The 18,583-nt window shown below is 63.2% G+C and carries 13 protein-coding genes; all 13 read left to right on the top strand.

The annotated features are described in order from the left end of the window. Position 1: 1 nt before the first annotated feature. The 13 genes from BO226_RS25495 (at position 2) to istB (ending at position 18,312) form a co-directional block, all read left to right on the top strand. On the top strand, positions 2-3,031 hold the full coding sequence (locus BO226_RS25495; protein WP_071936663.1) for an ATP-binding protein: 3,030 nt from the start codon (positions 2-4) through the stop codon (positions 3,029-3,031). Positions 3,032-3,049: 18 nt separating this feature from the next. After that, positions 3,050-5,983: a hypothetical protein gene (locus tag BO226_RS25490; protein ID WP_156895424.1), complete on the top strand. Its 2,934-nt coding sequence runs from the start codon at positions 3,050-3,052 to the stop codon at positions 5,981-5,983. Further along, positions 5,980-6,558: a hypothetical protein gene (locus BO226_RS25485; protein WP_071936661.1), complete on the top strand. Its 579-nt coding sequence runs from the start codon at positions 5,980-5,982 to the stop codon at positions 6,556-6,558. Before BO226_RS25490 ends, BO226_RS25485 begins: the two co-directional genes overlap by 4 nt. 412 nt (positions 6,559-6,970) lie before the next feature. Continuing rightward, positions 6,971-7,597, top strand: coding sequence for a hypothetical protein (locus BO226_RS27460; protein ID WP_156895423.1), 627 nt, complete (start codon positions 6,971-6,973; stop codon positions 7,595-7,597). A 152-nt stretch (positions 7,598-7,749) separates the two neighbouring features. After that, entirely contained in the window at positions 7,750-10,107 is a 2,358-nt protein-coding gene (locus BO226_RS25475; RefSeq protein WP_156895422.1) for a peptidoglycan DD-metalloendopeptidase family protein, read from the top strand. After that, complete coding sequence (locus BO226_RS25470) at positions 10,104-10,670, top strand: hypothetical protein (protein ID WP_071936658.1); 567 nt, start codon at positions 10,104-10,106, stop codon at positions 10,668-10,670. The genes BO226_RS25475 and BO226_RS25470 overlap by 4 nt, the downstream gene beginning before the upstream one ends. A gap of 83 nt (positions 10,671-10,753) precedes the next feature. After that, complete coding sequence (locus tag BO226_RS27455) at positions 10,754-11,017, top strand: hypothetical protein (protein WP_156895421.1); 264 nt, start codon at positions 10,754-10,756, stop codon at positions 11,015-11,017. A 51-nt stretch (positions 11,018-11,068) separates the two neighbouring features. Then, a protein-coding gene (locus tag BO226_RS25460) for an IS3 family transposase (RefSeq protein ID WP_102031462.1) occupies positions 11,069-12,306 on the top strand; the annotation gives its coding sequence in 2 pieces (ribosomal slippage) (positions 11,069-11,381 and positions 11,381-12,306; 1,239 coding nt in all). A gap of 85 nt (positions 12,307-12,391) precedes the next feature. Continuing rightward, positions 12,392-13,399 (top strand): nuclease-related domain-containing protein, encoded by a 1,008-nt coding sequence (locus tag BO226_RS26870; protein WP_198040693.1) that lies wholly within the window; start codon positions 12,392-12,394, stop codon positions 13,397-13,399. Positions 13,400-13,524: 125 nt separating this feature from the next. Then, positions 13,525-15,240: a fatty acyl-AMP ligase gene (locus BO226_RS25450; RefSeq protein ID WP_071936656.1), complete on the top strand. Its 1,716-nt coding sequence runs from the start codon at positions 13,525-13,527 to the stop codon at positions 15,238-15,240. A gap of 123 nt (positions 15,241-15,363) precedes the next feature. Continuing rightward, positions 15,364-15,813, top strand: a complete 450-nt coding sequence (locus BO226_RS25445; protein WP_071936655.1) for an acyl carrier protein — start codon at positions 15,364-15,366, stop codon at positions 15,811-15,813. 277 nt (positions 15,814-16,090) lie between these two features. After that, positions 16,091-17,470 (top strand): Mu transposase domain-containing protein, encoded by a 1,380-nt coding sequence (locus tag BO226_RS25440; protein ID WP_071936654.1) that lies wholly within the window; start codon positions 16,091-16,093, stop codon positions 17,468-17,470. Beyond that, positions 17,467-18,312: an IS21-like element helper ATPase IstB gene (gene istB / locus BO226_RS25435; protein ID WP_071936653.1), complete on the top strand. Its 846-nt coding sequence runs from the start codon at positions 17,467-17,469 to the stop codon at positions 18,310-18,312. Before BO226_RS25440 ends, istB begins: the two co-directional genes overlap by 4 nt. Positions 18,313-18,583: the final 271 nt, after the last annotated feature.

Below are 18,583 nucleotides of genomic sequence, written 5' to 3'. Positions count from 1 at the left end.
ATTGATCATTCTGGTGCTGCTACTCCTCGTGGCCGCAGGTGTGATTCCCGGCGTCATCACAGTGTGGGTGCGCAAACGCAGGGCACCTCAGACGAATGAGGCTGTCAAACGCGCCGATCGGCAACGCCTCGGAGTTCGCTACGCCGAAGACGGCTTGTTCCTCATCGATGACGGCATGTGGACGGGAGTGCTCCTGCCTGGCACATCGGATGACTTCGCGTCCAACGCGCAACAAGAGGAAGCCTTCGACCGCTCTGCGAACTTCTACCGCCAGCTGCTGGCCTACGCAGAAGCCGAACAAGGTCGGGCAGCGTCGATCGTGTGCCACGAACTGGTCCGTTACCAACCTGTGGACACCAGCCGTTGGGAAGCCGAACTCAATCGCGCGGTCTGGGACCCCAGTCGCCTGTTCAAGAAACTGCTGGCCAACAAGGTCGCCCCGCACGTTGCCGAGGCTGCTCCGGAACCCCGGCGGATCCTGATGGTACGTCTCGGCACCTTCAAGGGACCGACGATGCTCGATCCGATCACTCTGATCCTGAACTCCGCCGACCACGTCGCCGAAGAGCATTTCCGATCCAGCGATCTCGAGCCGTTCCGTGACGCCGCTGCAAAGCTGCATGCGCGGCTGTCCTTGGTCGGCGCTGAACCAATCAGCCGCGCAGACCTCGTTTGGCTCATCCGCAAGCCTCTCTACGGCAACTTCCAGCCACCGATCGAAAGCGACTACGTGTCCACCCGACCCTGGCGCGCGGGGTTCTTCGACCAGGTCATCGACTTCGAGGGCCGCAACCTCTCAGACGCGGTCGAGGTCATCGAACCGTCCAACGACGGTGGTGAGCGCCGCAAGTCCTATGTCACCACTCTCGTAGTCGCGGACAGCCCCGCCGTGATGCCGTTCGACTATCACAACGCATGGGGACGGGTACTTCGCACGCTTCCCTACCAAGTCGAAGTCAGTTGGCGCTTCAAGCTCATGTCCTCGGACGCCTGGAAAAAGATGGCCAAGCGTCGCATCGGGTTCATCAAGGACGAGGCCGACGACCGTGTGCAAGCAGGCAAGATCGATGACGCAAAGTTCGCCGAAGTGTACGGCGATGCAGTCGAACTCGATGCCGACCTCGATGTGAACCCCTCCCCGGCGATGATAGGTCAGCTACGCCTGTCCATTTCAGCACCGTCTCGAAAAGAACTCGCTCGAGCGGTACAGGACGTCAAGGCCGCGATCAAGGACATCGAACTGCAGCAGCCGCTGAACATCCAGCACGCCCTGCTACGTGAGCAGCTTCCCGGCGACCCGGATCCCATTCATGTCGGCAAGGTCAACCTGTGCGACTACACCCTCGGTATCGACCTCGGCACGCGGTGGACAGACATCGAGGCGTTGGCGCTGGCCCGCCTGGACTCGTCACCGAACGTCGGCGACGCGGTCGAGGTTCATCGCAATGGTCACGTACTCGGATGGCGCGGACCGGTGATCGGCTACTGCGTCGACAACGGCGCTGTCGTCCACTTCGATCCCCACGTCCAGGTCGCCCGTAACCACGGTGCCGGCATCGGCATCATCGGTGCCTCCGGCGGCGGCAAGTCGTCGCTGGCCCTGATGCTGTTCTTCTGGATGTCGGAGTCCGGCACCCAGGTCGTCGCTGCCGACCCGAAGAACGACATCGAACGGTTCTGCTACTACATCGCGTTCGGCGCCCAGGTCACCGATCCTGAGTTCGAGCAGCACGCCAACCGCGGGATTCTCGGCACGCCGCAGTCGCGGTTCCAGCCCATCAACGCTGAATTCTGGGCCGAAACCGACATCATCAACCTCTACGGTGGTCCGGCGGGAATGCTCAGCGCATGGGCGCTGACAGATACCTACGAAGCGGGGGAAGCCCTCGCTCGCGCACAGCTCGAGTTGCTTATCCCTGAGCGCGCCGACCGAGACAAGCTCGAGCCCGGCTTCCAGAAACTGAAGGAGATGTACCGGAAGGCATCTGCCAGCGGTGAAACGTACATCCCGAGCCTGTCCGAACTGGCATCTGCTCTCGGCGAAGAGATCGAGCTGTATCAGAAAGCCGCCGACGCCAGCAATAACGACTGGAACTCCCGGCTGCATGCCAAGCAGGAACTCGTACGGATGCAGGCACTCTATGCGCGATTGGACAACGCCGCTCGGGCACCGTACGCGCGGCTGCTGTTCGGAGGTGCGGACGCAACGTCGGGGTTCCGCAGTATCCGCAAGCGACGGACCGTGATCACTCTGTTCCAGTTCACACCGCCGGACCCGAGCAAATCCCCCAACCAGTGGAGCGAGAAAGAACGTGACGCGGCAGCGGCCATTTTCACTGCGCTGCACCGCATCAACGACTTCTTCGGTGACGTTCACGAGTCCGTGAGTCCCCACACCGGCAGGCAGGGCCGGCGGCCCCGTGCGCTGTTCATCGACGAGGCGTACATCGTCACAGCAATGGAAGCCGGTCGCGACCTGATCGCACGCGCACTGCGCCAGGGACGCTCGCTGAACTTCGTGGTGGTGTTCATCTCGCAGCAAGCGAAGGACATCGCTGCGATCGAACGAGCAATGACCGATGCGGCAGAGACCGATCAGAATCAATTTTCTACGGTCTTCGTGTTCATGCAGAAGGGCCGCGCCGAAGCCATGGCGGCTCTTGAGCTGCTACGGGACACTTCCGATGCCGACGACGCGGAGCGCAGTGAACTCGCGCGGCGGCTTTTGCCCTCAACGAAGGGCGGAGAGCTCGGAAACGGCGTGTGTGTAATGAGAGACGTCGATAACCGAGTGTCGGTGGTCAAGGTCGACCAGATGTTCGTCGAGTTGTCCAACGCCTCCGAGACGAACGCGACGCTCATGGCGGATGCTCAGTCGACTCCGATCTCCGACGACGGGGACGACTGGACCATCAACCCGACGACGCTCGAAGGGGTGCGCAGCGGTGTCAGCCGCAAGGCGATCACTGCTCCGGACGGTGATGACCACAGCTTCGAGTTCGACGGTTTCGACACCCTGCTGACCACCTAGACCAGACAGGAACAACTTATGGCGATGATGAGCCCCGTAGCTCGTACTGCGGCTGCGTTGCACCCGTTCGTCGTTCGGCACGCACCGACGATCGATCGTTGGACGGTGCGTGGGCTCACGCTATTGGTCAGTGCCGCTGCGTTGCTCTCGATCGGGGGTCTCCGCGGTTTGGTCGCACTGTCCGCGGTGGGTCTGGGCTCGGTAGCTCTCTGGTACGGAGCGCGCCGATTTCCGCAGGTGACCGGCGCGGCGCTGTCCACTGCGGTGTGGACGGCGCTGGTCGGCGCTGTCGCCGTCGCTGTCGGTCCCGTCTTCGCCATGGCTCATGCCGATGTCGTGTTGTTGTACCCGGTGGGTCTGCTCATGGTGCTAGCCGCTACATACGTGATGCGGTCGCCGGGGGTTCACCGCGGATGGACCACTGCGGTGGGGCATGCGGTTGTGATGGCATCGTTCCCCGTTGCGTTGCTGTGGCCCGGGACCGCGGCGGCCGGCTATAGCTACATGGTCAGTGTCATCGCGGCGCTGGCGTTGGTGCTGTGGCGGGATCGCAAGGGCGCGCGTACACGTGAGGCCCTCACCGGTCTGTCCCGGTGGATTCGAAGAGGCGCACGTGGCATCGCGTTGGGTGTGATCGCGGTGGTGCTGCTCGGATCGATTTCGGTTGCCATTCCTCCTGAGGTCTCGGCTAATCCGATCTCTTGGGTCGGTGGAAAGATTACGGGTGCCGCAAGTGGTGCGATGTCCGACGTCGTGTGCGCCATTACGCGGCCGGATCTCAGTGGTCAGCCGCCCGGATCGGGGCCTGAGCAGTTCTTGTCGAATCGAAACCTCGGCAAGGTACAGAATTCCGACGGTGGTGTACCCGACTTCGCGAAGGATGCAGGCCGATTCGATCGTGCCGCCACTGCGTCGAACCATTCGATGGACAGCTACACGCTTTACGAGATCAGTGGGCTTCGCGGCGTCAAGTGGGTGAACTGGCAACTCAACGCGGACGGTGAAGAGAACTGCGCGATGATGCCGTGGATCTCCACTCTCATCGGCAATCAGTTGATGCAGATCAACGCTTACCTGCTCCAGTCCACTATTGCCTTGAAGGAGTATGCACAGGCCAAGAACCCGATCCAAGGTCTGTACCAGAGCGTCTCTCCCGTCGTCGGCGAGCTGTACAGCATCTTCGTCTTGATGATGGCTGTGGTGATCACCATCGCCGGCATCGCCGCTGCGGTTCGGGCGATGAACAACGGTGGTGTCCGTCGTGGCCTCGGCGATGTCGGCATGTCGCTGTTGGTGGCGCTTGTGGCAGGCGTCTTCTACGGCGGTGTCACCGTCGCATCGTGGGCCAAGCCTGAAGGCAATGGCTTCTACACCGTCGCGGCGTTCGGTGATCACGTCGGTGGAATGCTCAGCAGCGCCTTCGCTGACGGCATCTTCAACATCCTGAACACGCAGACAGATCAGGACATGATGTGCCAGTCCCCCGCAGCGACGAACGACGGACAGGTGACTGACCTCGGGCATCGCTACACCTCGTGTGTACTGGCGGAGACCTTGCTGTACCAGCCTTGGGCGATCGGACAATTCGGCAGGGCAGGCGAGTCGGTAATCGAGCCGGACGACGAGGCGACGCGCTTTCGCGATCCGACGCAAAGTCAATCGGTGATCAGTCGCGGGGACGAAGGCGAAGGCCTGCCCTGCTACAACAACTACAACGGCTGTAGCGACATGCGGTCGTACCTACTGGTGCATACCGGCGGCCCCAGCATCGACCGCGCTCGCGCAGATTGCCTTGACGGCGACGACAGCTTCGAGGCGTTGAGTAGTTGCGACCCCTACTACGCCGTTGCGGCATCTTTGCACCGGATGGCGGACGACGAACAGTCCGTTGGCCCGCTGACTCCGGACGATGCGGCTGCCACGCTGGTCGCATTCGCCGGCAGCGGCACCATGCCTCACGTCGCGAAGTCCCTGTCCGCTCTGTTCGGGACGGTGATCGCGTGCGTGGGTATCGCGGCCATGTCTCTGATTGCCCTGTGGTGGCACGTAGCCCTTCTGGTGGTGTTCATTCTTGGCCCGCTGCGCCTGACCTGGGCGGCACTGCCGGGCAAGGGCAAGATGATGAAGAACTGGATTGACGACATGGTCTACGCGATCGTGATGGCGTCGGTCTACTCGATTTTGTGCACCCTGATGGTCTTCATGCTCGGTCTGGTGTTCAGTTCGAACGCCGCCGCTGGATTCAAGTTGCTCTGGAGCGTGGCGGTACTGATCGGCATGTGGGTCGCTATGAAGAAGGTCGAAGCCGCAGCCCGACCAGAGGGCGCTACCCAGGTCAATGCTGCAGGAACGATGCAGGCAGCGACGATGGGGGCGCTCGGAACTGCCAGTGTCATGGCGGCCGCCGGGTACCGCCGCAACGGTCGTGACAAAGACGGATCCAGTCCCTCGCAACCCGATCCGCTTTCCAAGACCGCCGCGCCGACGGCGCCGCGACGAACTGCACGGGTGGCGGCCGGGGCTGCCGCCCGCAAGGCTGGCGACGCTGCAGCCTTCGCGGCACGCCCGGTCGTAGAACCCGCCAAACAGCGCGCCGTCGGCACAGTTGCCGCTGCGAGCGCCGCTGCACGCAACAGCCGCATTGTCGTCGGCGCTGAGGAGCTCGGCGGCCGTGTAGCCGCAGGCACGGCGAGGGCCGGCGGGGTCGCGCTGGATGCTGCACGAGGTTTGGCGCTGCGCACCCACGGCGCGTACATCTCGCAGGAAACGCGCGATGGTTGGGTCGCGGCCAGCCAAAGCCGTGGAGGAATGCTTGCCCGAAGCGGTATTCGTGCACGGGCTGGCGCAGCCCGGGCCGCACAGCAGCGACGCGAGCATCAGGAAGCGATGGACCACTACCGGGAATCGTTGCGCAATCGCCGGAGCCGGGACGATCAGGAGGCCAGTGAATGAACCACACAACCCCGAACGGATTCGGATACGGCGACCACGAGTCCCCGCCACCCACGGGTCACGAGCTACGTGAACGGCTCGAGCAGATTCGCCAGCGGCAACAGGGACTGACCGTGGCCGGTTCCGAATTCGGGATCTTCTACGACCAGGACAATCCGTTCGACGCTGATCTGCAGATGACATTCGATGACGGCACCGCGGTCAACCAGGTTGTTATCGGACTCGCCGAAACTGACCTGCTCAACCTAGAGGCCCAGATCAACGAGGTGTTGACGGCGCAGCGTAAGGCGACGGGGCACCATCCCGTGGTCCGCATGCCCGCCTCTTCAACTGACTGGGCACACTTCGATACCGCTGCAGCCGAAAGCGGAAGTGACAGCGACGGTGACGATGACGATGACGGTCAGATAGCTGATCGGAATCGCTTTGATCGCGTTTCCGATCCAATGAACCTGCGCGGACTCGTGAACAACCTGCCTCCGATCCGCGGGATCGACAGCAGCACCTGGGCACCTCTCGTTCTCTTGATGCTGGTCGTAATCGCGGGAGCTGCATTCCTGGGCAGCATGTTCTAATCCCCAAGCTTTCCCTCGGCCACCCACGTTCGTCTGTGACCCCGAACCACCCGAACGACGCCCGCAACAATGCGTGCATCGGAGGTACACAGATGAACCAACAGGGCAAGAACGCTGCGCCCCTCACCTGGGGACAATACTGGCGCTTGGTCTCCGCGACCGCGCGTGAATGGGGCAGGCGAACCCCAGCGGAGTTACGTCACGGCGCACAGCGTTTCCGTACGCAGCGAGGCTTCCGAATCCTGGTATTGGGTCTAGTTGCTGGGCTGATTCCCGCCTGGAACTACCCTTCGGCAACGATGCAGCAGATCGCAAATGCCATCACTCTTATCGCTGTGGCCTGTATCGGGTTCACTTTCGTCGCAATGGCATTCAGTTTCATTCGCAATGGCCATGGGAACGGGAATCGCCGATGAAGCGGCATGTAACGCTAGCTGCGCTGGCCTGCATAGTCACGACGGTCGTGTCTTGTTCAAGCTCGGATGGTGATTCGACGTCGATCCCGTCATCGACCGCCCCGATCTCGGGGCTAACCACCACGACGCCGGCGACACCGCCAGAGCATCAGCATCCCTACGCGTCGCCGGACCTGATTCGCGGGGCCTCCGCAGAAGCCGCCGAGGCAGCTGCGCAACGGTTCATCGTCGGGTGGACCACCTTCATACCGTGGGACTTCGATCCCGCTGAAGAATGGTTCGCGCGGTGGGATTCGGTGGCGTCTCCACAATTCATCGGCCAGATGCAGACATCGATCAACCGGATCTGGTCCTGGACGTGGAATGAGCAGAGGAAGGCCTTCGATTCCCGCGTCGAGCACGTCGTTGACACCTGGATCAGCGACGACAGCGAATCAGCCGTCACACGAGTGACGATCAGCCGACTCGTACTGGGGATGAACGACCGTATCGATCAGATCGAAACCCAGACACTGACATACGACGTGGCGCTGACATTGACCAAGTCGGGTTTTCCGCAGGTTGTCGCAGTCACAGAGACATCGGTCGACGCACCCCCGCCGACCGCGGGAGCACCGCGGTGACCAACGACGACAACGTCAGAAGTAACGGAGACCTCGCAGGTCGTCGACCCCCCTCAAGGGGACGGAAGGTCGCAGCACAAGGCAATACCTCCGTCTCGGCACAGCGAAGGAGCCGGCACCACGAGCCTCCAGCTTCTGAGCAACCCAGGGGAGTGGCTGCCGCGTCGAGATCCGTTCATGCGGGGGCGGTGCGGGCGAAAAATGCAACAGGCAAAGCGATCAACCGCTCAGTCGAGGGGGCGCTGACAGCATCTACCGGCGGCACAGCAACGTTTCTGTATCGCATCATCCCGAAGCCAACCGACAGCAAGGAAGAGCGGCAGAAAAAGTCCCGACGGCTTCTCATCGCCGGAGGCGCAGTTCTCGCATTCATCGCTATGGCCGTGACCTTCGCTTTCATGGTCGCGCTATCGCTGTTGGGAGTGCTCGGCGCAGCATCCGGCGCGATGGGGGCCGCCGGAACCGCTGCGAACGGCTCCTGCCTTGACTTCTCCGTCCCACGCATCGCACAGGGCGGACCAGGGGGAACAGCTGGTGTGCTGGGCCTTCCCCTCGACGAGCACAACATGGTGGTCACCAGCTCCTTCGGGTACCGGGATATCGGTGTCGGCACGAACAACCACGACGGCACAGATCTCGCCGCTCCCGGCATCCACGGTGCGCCGATCTACGCGGTCGGCGACGGTGTGGTCACTGAAGCCGGACCTGCCAGCGGCTACGGCAACTGGGTGGTCATTCGACACGACATCGACGGTCAGGTCGTCGACTCCCTGTACGGACACATGGACGACGGACACGTCTACGTCCAGAAAGGTGACCAGGTCAAAGCCGGTCAGCACATCGCGGATGTCGGGAACTCAGGATGGAGCTCCGGCGCCCACCTGCACTTGGGCATGTACCCCGGAGGGTGGGCTGCCGGCCAGGGTGTGGACCCCATGCCGTGGTTGTCGAAGTTCAAAGTCGGGGCTGAACCAAACCCCGGTGCTGGCTCCGAGCCTGGGCACTCTGGCGCCGACGTGTCGGAAGCTGAGCTCGCGGCGATGCGGCCGTACCCCCCGACCGGCGCACAGCAGCAGCAGACACTCAACGTCGAGCAACAGGGCAACGTCGCTGCCATCATCGCTGCAGCTCGTGAGTCCGATCTCGAGCCGGCCGCACGCGCCGCCGTCATTGCCACCACCTTGGCAGGTCAAGCAACGAACTTCATCTCCCAACCCCGTAACGGCACCGAACCGGTCGGCATCTTTGCTGAACGGCCCCTAGGTGAATCGAATATCGATAACCTCACCAATCCCAAGTACGCCGCCACCCAGTTCTTCAACCGTCTCCGCACGTACAGCGAGCAGAACCCGGATTGGGCTACCAAACCCGTAGCCGACGTGATTGTCGGTGTGCACCCGGAACGGGCGAGTCTGCAAGACCAGTTCATGGCTTGGGAAACACAGGCGGTCGACACTGTCGCAGCTTTGTGGGCAAGTGAGCAGGCACAAGCCGGATCCTCCGGCCTGTTGATGGCGGCCGGGGCGAACCCCGATTGTTCTGTTGGCGTTGTGAATATGGGTCTGGCGCCTGGCGCTGTCCCCCCGGAATATGCGGACATCATCGCGCAAGCAGGCTCCGTATGCGCAGACATCCCACCCCCGTTCATTGCGGCGATCATCGATCAGGAATCGGGATGGGATCCGGGCGTCACCAGCGCAGGGGACGGTGTCAACACCGGTGGCGCTCAGGGCATGACTCAGTTCATGCCAGGGACGTGGACGCAATGGGGCCGCGACTCCGGACTCGATCGCAGCGGCAGAACCGAACGGGGGACCACAGCCCCGGATCCGTTCAACGCTTACGATTCGATCCTGTCGGCCGGCCACTACACCTGCCATCTAGCCGACTACCTCAAACCGCATATCGACAGCGGTCAGGTACGCGGTGACCTGCTCGACCTCGTGGCTGCGAGTTACAACGCCGGGCCCGGCGCAGTCATTCGGTACGGCGGAATCCCCCCATACGGACAGACGCAGGCCTACGTACCTAGCGTGCGCACCAAAATGAACAAGTACGCCCAACCCACTCCCGGATCAGCGGACTCGCCACCCACTGTCACCGGAGGATCCGAGTTCGGCCGGGTCGTCGTCGAAGCAGCGATGCGGCAACTCGGGCAACCGTACGTATGGGGTGGCGGCGATGAGAACGGGCCAACTCTCGGCATCCCTGACCCTCAAAACCCAGGCTCGCCGGGCTTCGATTGCTCCGGACTCGTCGAATACGCCACCGCGCAGGCATCAAACAATGCTGCGACCGCTCACGGATCCACCCACGCGCAGGTCACCCAGGGACGCGAAATCGCACCGCAAGACATCCAGCCGGGCGATGCGGTCTTCTCGAACGGCACAAGCCACGTTGCGATTTGGGTAGGAGATGGGAAGGTCATCGAAGCTCCTACTTTCGGGCAGGCCGTCTCCATCAACAACTTCGACCTAGCTAATGCAGAAAATATTCGGAGGTATGGATGACCCGCCGAGCGCGAATTGCGACCGCCGTTGCCATCGCAGCCAGCCTGACACTGGTGGGGTGTGGGACCAGCGAGGACGGCATGTCCCCCTTGGGGGAAACAGCCACTTCGACCCCCCAGCCCAGCAACACCATCCCGAGCGAACTACCCACTTTGGACCCCTCCACCGTCGATGTCGACGATCCAGACGAGGTCGCTGTTGCGGTCCTTGAGACGATGTACTCCTATCTTCCGGCAGTCGATCAAACTCCAAACGACGCCATGGTCAGGGCAAGCTCCCTGTTCAGCAAGGAGATGGCAGCCGGCGTCCGCGACTATCAACCACCCACGGGTCCCGGGCGTGAGTGGCAGCGTTGGGCAGACACCAACACCTTGGTGACGGCCACCGCAGAGATCAGTCCCCAACAGAGGCCTTCCGATACAGACCGCGCGCTGCGCTACGTGACTGTGCAGCAAACAACCGCAACGAAGTTCTCGTCACAAGAGCTTGCGCCAATCCATCTGGTAGTCAGCCTTGAACGCGCCAGCGAAGGCTGGCGTCTCGCATCGATCCTCCAGCGCTGAACAATCCAGCACATAGAACGCGACGCCGTGATGATGTCGCAAGTAAGGCCTATGCCCGAATGGTGGTTTCTATCGTGTCCCGCATGAGCAACATTCGTCGCCGGGGCACTCGCCCTCGCCCCATAAGCGACCCCGTCGAGGCGGCCGCGCGCAGCTTGCGTGGCATCCAACGGGCACAAATGCGGTACCGGTGGGCGCGCCTTACTGTGGTGTGCGCTGCAATCGGGATAGCTGTTCTTGCACTTGCTTCGATCATCACCGGCTTCGTCGACGACACCGGAAGCGCAGCCGCCGTATTGACCGTCACCGTTCTTGCGGCTGCAGGTCTGAAGGAGCTTGACCCCTGATCTTGGACACGTGGAATCCAGCACACTGCTGGGGGAAGCGAGAATCCAAGGATGGCCAGAAAGAACTACACCGACGAGTTCCGCCGTCGGGCGGTGGACTTGTATGAGTCCACGCCGGGCGCGACGCTCAAGGGGATCGCGGCGGATCTGGGCGTGTCTCGGGGCGCGTTGAAGGAGTGGGTCGACAAGCTGGGCTCGGGGACCATGACGGCGGGTGCAGCGCCGGTCGCGCCGAGCCGAGGCCGGCCCGAGTCACAGACGGCGAGGATCGCGCGGCTGGAGTCGGAGAACGCCGCGTTGAGGGTCGAGCAGGCCAAGCTCGCTGAGGAGCGGGACATCCTCCGCCAGGCGGCGAAGTATTTCGCCGGGGAGACGAACTGGTGAACCGCTTCCAGTTCGTCGAGGACCACAAGGACGCCTGGGGCGTGAAGCGGTTGTGCGAGGTCATCGAGATCGCCCGGTCGTCGTTCTATGCGTGGCTGGCCGCTGCGCCGGGACGTGCCGCGAGGCAAGCCGAGGATGCGGCGCTGGCTGAGCGGATCCGGGTGCTGCAGGACCCGGCGCTGGGCGGGGACCGTGCCTCGGGGGCACCCAGGATCACCGCCGACCTGAACGAGGGTGCGGCCGCGGACGGGCGGGTCAACCACAAGCGGGTGGCCCGCGTGATGCGCGAGCACGGCCTAGCCGGCGTCCGGCTGCGCCGTCGCGTGCGCACCACGATCCCCGACCAGTCGGGACGGCGTTTCCCCGATCTGATCGGCCGCAACTTCTCCGCCGGCGAACCGAACCGCCGCTACGTCGGCGACATCACCTACCTACCCGTCGAGGGCGGCACGAACCTGTACTTCGCCTCGTGCATCGACCTCGGCTCGCGGAAGCTCACCGGGTGGGCGATGGCCGACCACATGCGCACCGAACTCGTCGAGGGCGCGCTCGAAGCCGCCCGGCGCGAGCGCGGTTCCCTTACCGGTTCGGTGTTCCACTCAGACCACGGGTCGGTCTACACCTCGAAGGCATACGCCGCCCTCTGCGAGCAACTCGGGGTGACCCAGTCGATGGGGGCGATCGGATCGTCCGCCGACAATGCCCTCGCCGAGTCGTTCAACGCGACCCTCAAACGTGAACTCCTCGAAGGCCGTTCTGCGTTTCCCGACGCGGCCACTGCCTACCGCGCCGTGTTCCGCTGGGCGAACCGCTACAACACCCGGCGCCGCCACTCCGCGATCGGCAATATCAGCCCGAACGCCTACGAAGCCGCTGCCTCCGCTACCCTCGCGGAAGCGGCATAACCGAAATGACACCGTGTCCAAGGTCAGGGGTTAAGGCCCGAACTACGCAATGGCCTGGTACGGCGCCGCCGTAATGGTTGCATCCATGGCCGTTGCGGCAGTTGTCACGGTGGTGATTGGATCCCGCCTCGATGCCGGATGGGCGCAGCTGGTCGCGATCGGAGCGATCGTGGCCAGCACCGTTGCTGTTCTCACTGCTCGCCGCCTGCGATTTCCTCGTACACCCACTGCGGTAATTGCCCAGTGGTGCGCCCCTGCGGGACTGGTCTTAGGCATCGGCGCGGGCGAGGTCGCCTCCGCAGTGATCGCGACCATCGGACCTGCCGCAGTGATCGCTGCAGGAGCCGACATGGGGACATGGTGGGCTGCGCGGCGCGCATCACGTCGTTCGAACATCCCGATGAAGCCCGGAAGCAACCTTGCGCCGGCACTCTCCGGATTCGCTGATCCGCCGTCTATGAACTCGGCCAACCTGCAGTTGGGCATCGAGGCTGAACAGTGGACGGCAGCGGAGCTTGCAACTCTTGGGCCGGAATGGACAGTGCTGCACTCGCGTTCAATCCCAGGGACGAATGTCGACGTCGACCATGTCGTTATCGGGCCTCCCGGGGTCGTGTTGGTTGACTCGAAGTACCGTCACGGCAGCCTCGATTACCTCGGAAGCTGGTCGGCGCCCTGGGATCACGTAGGGGCTGAGGACACGTCCGGACACAATCAAGACTCCCGGTGGGAACTCAACAACCGGGATGCGTCATTCTTGGCGTACGCGTCCGTGTTTGAAGCCGCGTGCATTGATGACTTGCTTGCGATGCCTCCGGGTCGACTGACAACCTCAGTGGTTCTTGCCGTGCATGGCGCGACGATGAACACTGCATCCGGCACGATGAAGGTGACCACCGACGACGATCACACGGCTGAAGTCCACGTAGTGGTTGGTTCCCATGTAACGAACTATCTGTGTTCCTTACCTGCGCTCGGTAAATCAGCAGCCTTCTTGAGTGACTTGGCAGTCGTCGTCGACTACTTGCTCCCACCCAAGCTCGAGCACGGGATCGGGATGCTTCCCCGCTCCTCGCCCGCGTCGATCTCTTAGCTCTCGATCGACTCATCTCGGACAGCGAACGCTGCCCGAATATCACCAAGTCGTAACCCTCTTTCCCCAGTTAAACACGCTTATGGGAGGCAGCCCAGCTACCTCCCAGGGAGGATTGATCTCTGTTGTCGGACCCCTCGTTGGTTGACGTTCTGTTGTCACGCGCGTCGCAGACCCCTGACCGCCCGGCCTATCACTTCCTCGAAACAGGCGACGTCGACGGCCCGACTGTAACCGTGTCCTACTCCGACCTGGACTTTCAGGTACGTGCGATCGCAGCCGATCTACAGCTACGTGGCCTTGCAGGTCAGAGAGCGCTCCTTCTCTACGCTCCGGGCCTCGACTTCATCAGCGGGTTTCTCGGATGCTTGGCGGCCGGTGTCATCGCAGTTCCGGCACCACTGCCGGAAATGCAGAACTTCGAACGCTCGATGCGCCGACTGCGGCAGGTTATCGCTGACGCCGACATCAACGTCGTTCTGTCCTCGAGCGGTCTGATCGCGGGAATTGCCGCTGCCGAGAACCAAACTCAGGAACTATCAGTTCTAACGTGGATCGCGACCGATCAGGTGCAATCCGACCTCGCGCAGTCCTGGTCTCGCCCCCAACTAGACCCAGAATCGATTGCGTTCCTCCAGTACACCTCCGGATCAACCAGCGCACCCAAGGGGGTCATGGTCACGCATGGCAACCTGATGCATAACCAGCAGTCCATTGCTGAGGTCATGCACAGTTCCAAGGCCACGGCGACATCGCAGCACGGCATTCTGGCAGTTAGCTGGCTTCCGATGTTCCACGACATGGGGCTGATCTGCGCGGTGCTCCATACGATCTACACCGGGCTGACCTCTGTGCTGTTCTCTCCGCTTCATTTCTTTCAGGATCCCAAGCGTTGGCTGACCGCGGTGTCGACCTACCAAGCCTATCTCAGCGGGGGGCCGAACTTCGCGTATGAACTGTGTGTCCGTAAGTCCTCGCCGGAGTGGTTGAAAACCCTAGACCTTTCTCATTGGGCGGCCGCCTTCAATGGCGCTGAACCGGTGCGGTCCAATACCTTTCGACAGTTCTCTGAAACGTTCGCGCAGGCCGGGCTGCGGCCGGGCGCTATCCAGCCGGTGTATGGGTTGGCTGAAGCAACGCTGCTGGTCACCGGAAACACGATCGGAACAGTGCCGTCCTTCCTGCAACGGTCATCGGCGGTCGAATCCGGCCGTTCGGAGACTGCCCTCGAGGTTGTCGGCGTAGGGACACCCCCTGCCGGTACCGATGTAGTGATCGCGAAGCGCAACGATGTCGAGACAGACGCACCGGTGGCGGAGTGCGCGAACGGCGAGGAAGGAGAAATTTGGGTATCCGGTCCCAGCGTGGCAGCGGGCTATTGGGGCAATGCAGAGCGCACCGCCGCTGATTTCGACGCTCACCTCGCCGATGGCCGGCGAGGGTTTCTCCGTACCGGTGATCTCGGGTTCATCCAAGATGGGGAACTATTCGTCACCGGCCGTCACAAGGATCTGCTTGTCATCGACGGCAAGAACCACTACCCGCAGGACGTCGAACTCACGATAGAAGCAGCTCATCCCACCGTCCGGCCTGGGTGCGTCGCTGCGTTTTCGGTCGATACCGGCGTCGAAAGCGAAGAGCCGGTAGTGGTCGCCGAAGCGAGGACATCGGATGTCTCCGAGCACGCTGAGATCGCACAGTGCATTCGTAGAGCGGTGAGTTCCGAACACGGTCTACGTCTGCGCGCAGTGGTTCTGATTCACCCCGCACGATTCATAAGACCAGCAGCGGGAAGATCCAACGCCACGCATGCCGCACCGCCTACCTCAACGGTGATCTGATCGAGCCCGGACATGCCCGCCGCGGCGGTGACCATACGGTAGTGGTGTCCGTCTGTCGACACGTCAGCCCCCACAGAACCTGAAGTAGCGGACCGATGGACCCCTGAATCGGTCCAAGGTTGGGTGATCGACGAAGTCGCCCGCCGTGCCGACATCAAGGTTGCACAGATTAATGTGGATCGCCCGTTGTTCGAGTTCGGCCTCAGCTCTCGCGGCCTTGTCGAACTTCTCGGCGCGCTATCCGAGACGTTAGGCCGCTCCATTGATCCGAGTGTCCTGTTCGAACACCCAACGATCAGCGCGCTGGCCAACTCCCTTTTCGTCAAGGACACCCAAGACAGACGCGCGGCGGCTTCCGACTCCGCGCCGGTCCGCGATGACGATCCCATCGCGGTAGTCGGGATCGGTTGCCGTCTGCCAGGTGGCGTGGACTCTATGGACGATCTATGGGAACTGACCGCATTCTCCGAGGCTCTTGACGACCTCGACATGCTGCTGCGCAAGATCCCGCAGATCCGTGAGGCGATCCGCGCCATTCAGGAGTGCGCCCAGGAGCGCACCGAAATGATGTAAAGCCCCGGGCCTGCCAGTCCCCGACGACGGACCCGCGGCTGACCCCTCGGTACGGTTGAGAGCCGCAGGACGACACCTCGACGACCGTTCCATCCTCAAGGAACACGAACGAGCGTTGCCCGCCGGCCGAGAACGGTAATGACGGCGCTCGCTGAAATTCCCCAGTAACGCTCATCGAAATTCCCCACCCGTGTGGCACCGCCAACGAGGGCAGGTCTCCTCCGATGCTGATGGTCTCTGACCACACATCAGCCAGTCGAAGGAGACCCGCATTCTCATGCTGACATGGGAGGACGATGTGGAAGTACACGCCCTGCGCAAACGAGGCTGGACGATCTCGGCGATCGCCCGACACACCGGCCGCGACCGCAAGACCATCCGGGCCTATCTGAACAACGAACGCACCCCTGGGGTGCGCAAACGCACCGAACCCGACCCGTTCGAACCGTTCGTCGACTACATCACCTGCCGGCTACGGGAAGATCCGCATCTGTGGGCGCGGACCCTGTGCGACGAACTCGAAGAACTCGGCTACCGGATGTCCTATCAGACGCTGACCCGGCAGATCCGCGACCGCGACCTCCGCCCGGTGTGCGAGCACTGCGCCGGCGCGACCGACCGAGCGAACGCGGTCATCGAACACCCACCCGGTGAGGAAACCCAGTGGGACTGGGTAGATCTGCCGAACCCACCCGCATCCTGGGGGTGGGGATCGATGGCGCATCTGCTGGTCGGCTCGCTGGCGCATTCCGGGCGCTGGCGCGGGGTCTTGGCGCCAGCGATGACCCAGCCGCATCTGGTCGACGGTCTCGACCGCATCTGCCGTGGTCTCGGTGGCCTGACCCGCAGTTGGCGCTTCGACCGAATGACCACGGTCTGTCATCCCGACAGCGGGCGGATGACCGCCAGCTTCGCCGGCGTCGCGAAACACTACGGTGTGACGGTGACGATCTGTCCACCTCGGGCCGGCAACCGAAAAGGCGTCGTCGAAAAAGCCAACCATACTGCCGCCCAACGTTGGTGGCGTACCCTGCCCGACGACGTCACCGTCGAGCAGGCGCAGGCGAGGTTGGACGAGTTCTGCCGGGTGCGCAGCGACACCCGCCCCCGCCGCACCGCCGACGGACGCACCACCGTGGGCGCCCTGGCCGCCGCCGAAGCGTTGTCGCCGCCGCCGACAGTGCCGTATCCGGCGATCCTCACCGAGTCCCGGGTCGTGTCGCGGCAGGCGTTGGTGTCCTATCGCGGCAACCGGTATTCGGTGCCGCCGGAGTTGGCGTCCGCGCAGGTCACCGTCACCCGGGTGCTGGGATCGCAGGTCATCGAGATCGTCACCGCCTCGCAGATCACCATCGCACGACACCGCCTGGCGCCGGACGGAGCCGGGGTGATGGTCCGCGACCACGGGCACGTCCATGCGCTCGAACAGGTCGCGATGGCCGCCGCCGGAACCGGTGGTCGCCCGCACCGCCGCAAAGAACGGATCCCACCGGGACCCGAGGCCGTCGAGGCGGCACAAGCACTGCGTCGCAGCACCACCGAGGCTGCAGCGTCGTCGTCCGATGAGTCCGATCCGGAGCCGGCCACCTCCGCCTCGACGGTGATCGATCTGTCGACCTACGAGCGGGCCGCTCGAGGAAGGAACACCCTCGCATGAACAGCACACCGGCCACGACGGACCCGATCCCGCCGCCGAATACCGGCGAGGCGGCCAGTCTCTACCAGCGGTTGCGCGGTCATCTGGCCGTGCTCAAACTGCACGACGCCGCCGAAGCGCTGCCGTCGGTGCTCGACCGGGCCCAGAAGGACAACCTGTCGATGACCGCCGCCCTCGAGCAGTTGCTGGCGATCGAGGTCGACGCCACCGAGGCCCGGCGTCTGGCCGGCCGACTGCGCTTTGCCTGCCTGCCGACGCCGGCCTCGTTGGAGGACTTCGATTTCGATGTCGCCCCGAACCTCGACCGACGGCTCATCGCCGAACTCGGGACCTGCCGGTTCCTGGAAACAGCGACGAATGTGCTGCTCATCGGCCCGCCCGGGGTCGGGAAAACGCACCTGTCGGTGGGTTTGGCCCGCGCTGCGGTCCATGCCGGATATCGCACCTATTTCACCACCGCCGCCGACCTCGCCGCTCGTTGTCATCGCGCCGCGATCGAGGGTCGGTGGGCGACGACGATGCGGTTCTTCGCCGGCCCGACCCTGCTGGTGATCGACGAACTCGGTTACCTTCCGTTGCCGGGTGAGGCCGCCTCGGCGTTGTTTCAGGTTGTTGCGCAACGCTATCTGAAGACCTCGATCGTCATGACCACCAACCGGGGTGTCGGGGAATGGGGTGAGGTCCTCGGTGACACAACCGTGGCCGCCGCCATGCTCGATCGGCTTCTGCATCGTTCGGTGGTGCTCAACCTCGACGGCGATTCCTACCGGCTGCGCGATCATCACGCACGCTCGGAGAACCTCCGCAAAGCCACCATCGGGACCCGGCAACCGCTACAGTGAACACCGCTCACGGGTGGGGATTTTCGTTGAGCACAGCCGGGGATTTTCCCTGAGCCTCGTCAGCAACGACCGGGACGAGTAATACGACGTCCGTCCCTGGTACGACGCCCATCAGTAGTAGCCGATCGACCGCATGTATTGGCGTGAGACTCCGAGACCGCCGCGTATGCACAGTCAATGAGATTCGACGACTGTTCAATCGTATCGCCTGCCCCGTGCAGCACGCCTTCGCCCACCTGTGGAACTGATCGAACTGACGCCGCATCAGCCA

The sequence above is a fragment of the Rhodococcus sp. 2G genome (assembly GCF_001886355.1).
Taxonomy (GTDB): Bacteria; Actinomycetota; Actinomycetes; order Mycobacteriales; family Mycobacteriaceae; genus Rhodococcus; species Rhodococcus pyridinivorans.
The sequence above is the reverse complement of the archived record's forward strand: the minus strand, read 5'-3'. Positions and strand labels throughout refer to the sequence as shown.

Excerpts from the sequence above, each read along its gene's own strand:
- BO226_RS25490 (WP_156895424.1), top strand. The coding sequence starts at position 3,050 with ATGGCGATGATGAGCCCCGTAGCTCGTACTGCGGCTGCGTTGCACCCG.
- BO226_RS25485 (WP_071936661.1), top strand. The coding sequence starts at position 5,980 with ATGAACCACACAACCCCGAACGGATTCGGATACGGCGACCACGAGTCC.
- BO226_RS27460 (WP_156895423.1), top strand. The coding sequence starts at position 6,971 with ATGAAGCGGCATGTAACGCTAGCTGCGCTGGCCTGCATAGTCACGACG.
- BO226_RS25470 (WP_071936658.1), top strand. The coding sequence starts at position 10,104 with ATGACCCGCCGAGCGCGAATTGCGACCGCCGTTGCCATCGCAGCCAGC.
- BO226_RS27455 (WP_156895421.1), top strand. The coding sequence starts at position 10,754 with ATGAGCAACATTCGTCGCCGGGGCACTCGCCCTCGCCCCATAAGCGAC.
- BO226_RS26870 (WP_198040693.1), top strand. The coding sequence starts at position 12,392 with ATGGCCGTTGCGGCAGTTGTCACGGTGGTGATTGGATCCCGCCTCGAT.
- BO226_RS25440 (WP_071936654.1), top strand. The coding sequence starts at position 16,091 with ATGCTGACATGGGAGGACGATGTGGAAGTACACGCCCTGCGCAAACGA.
- istB (WP_071936653.1), top strand. The coding sequence starts at position 17,467 with ATGAACAGCACACCGGCCACGACGGACCCGATCCCGCCGCCGAATACC.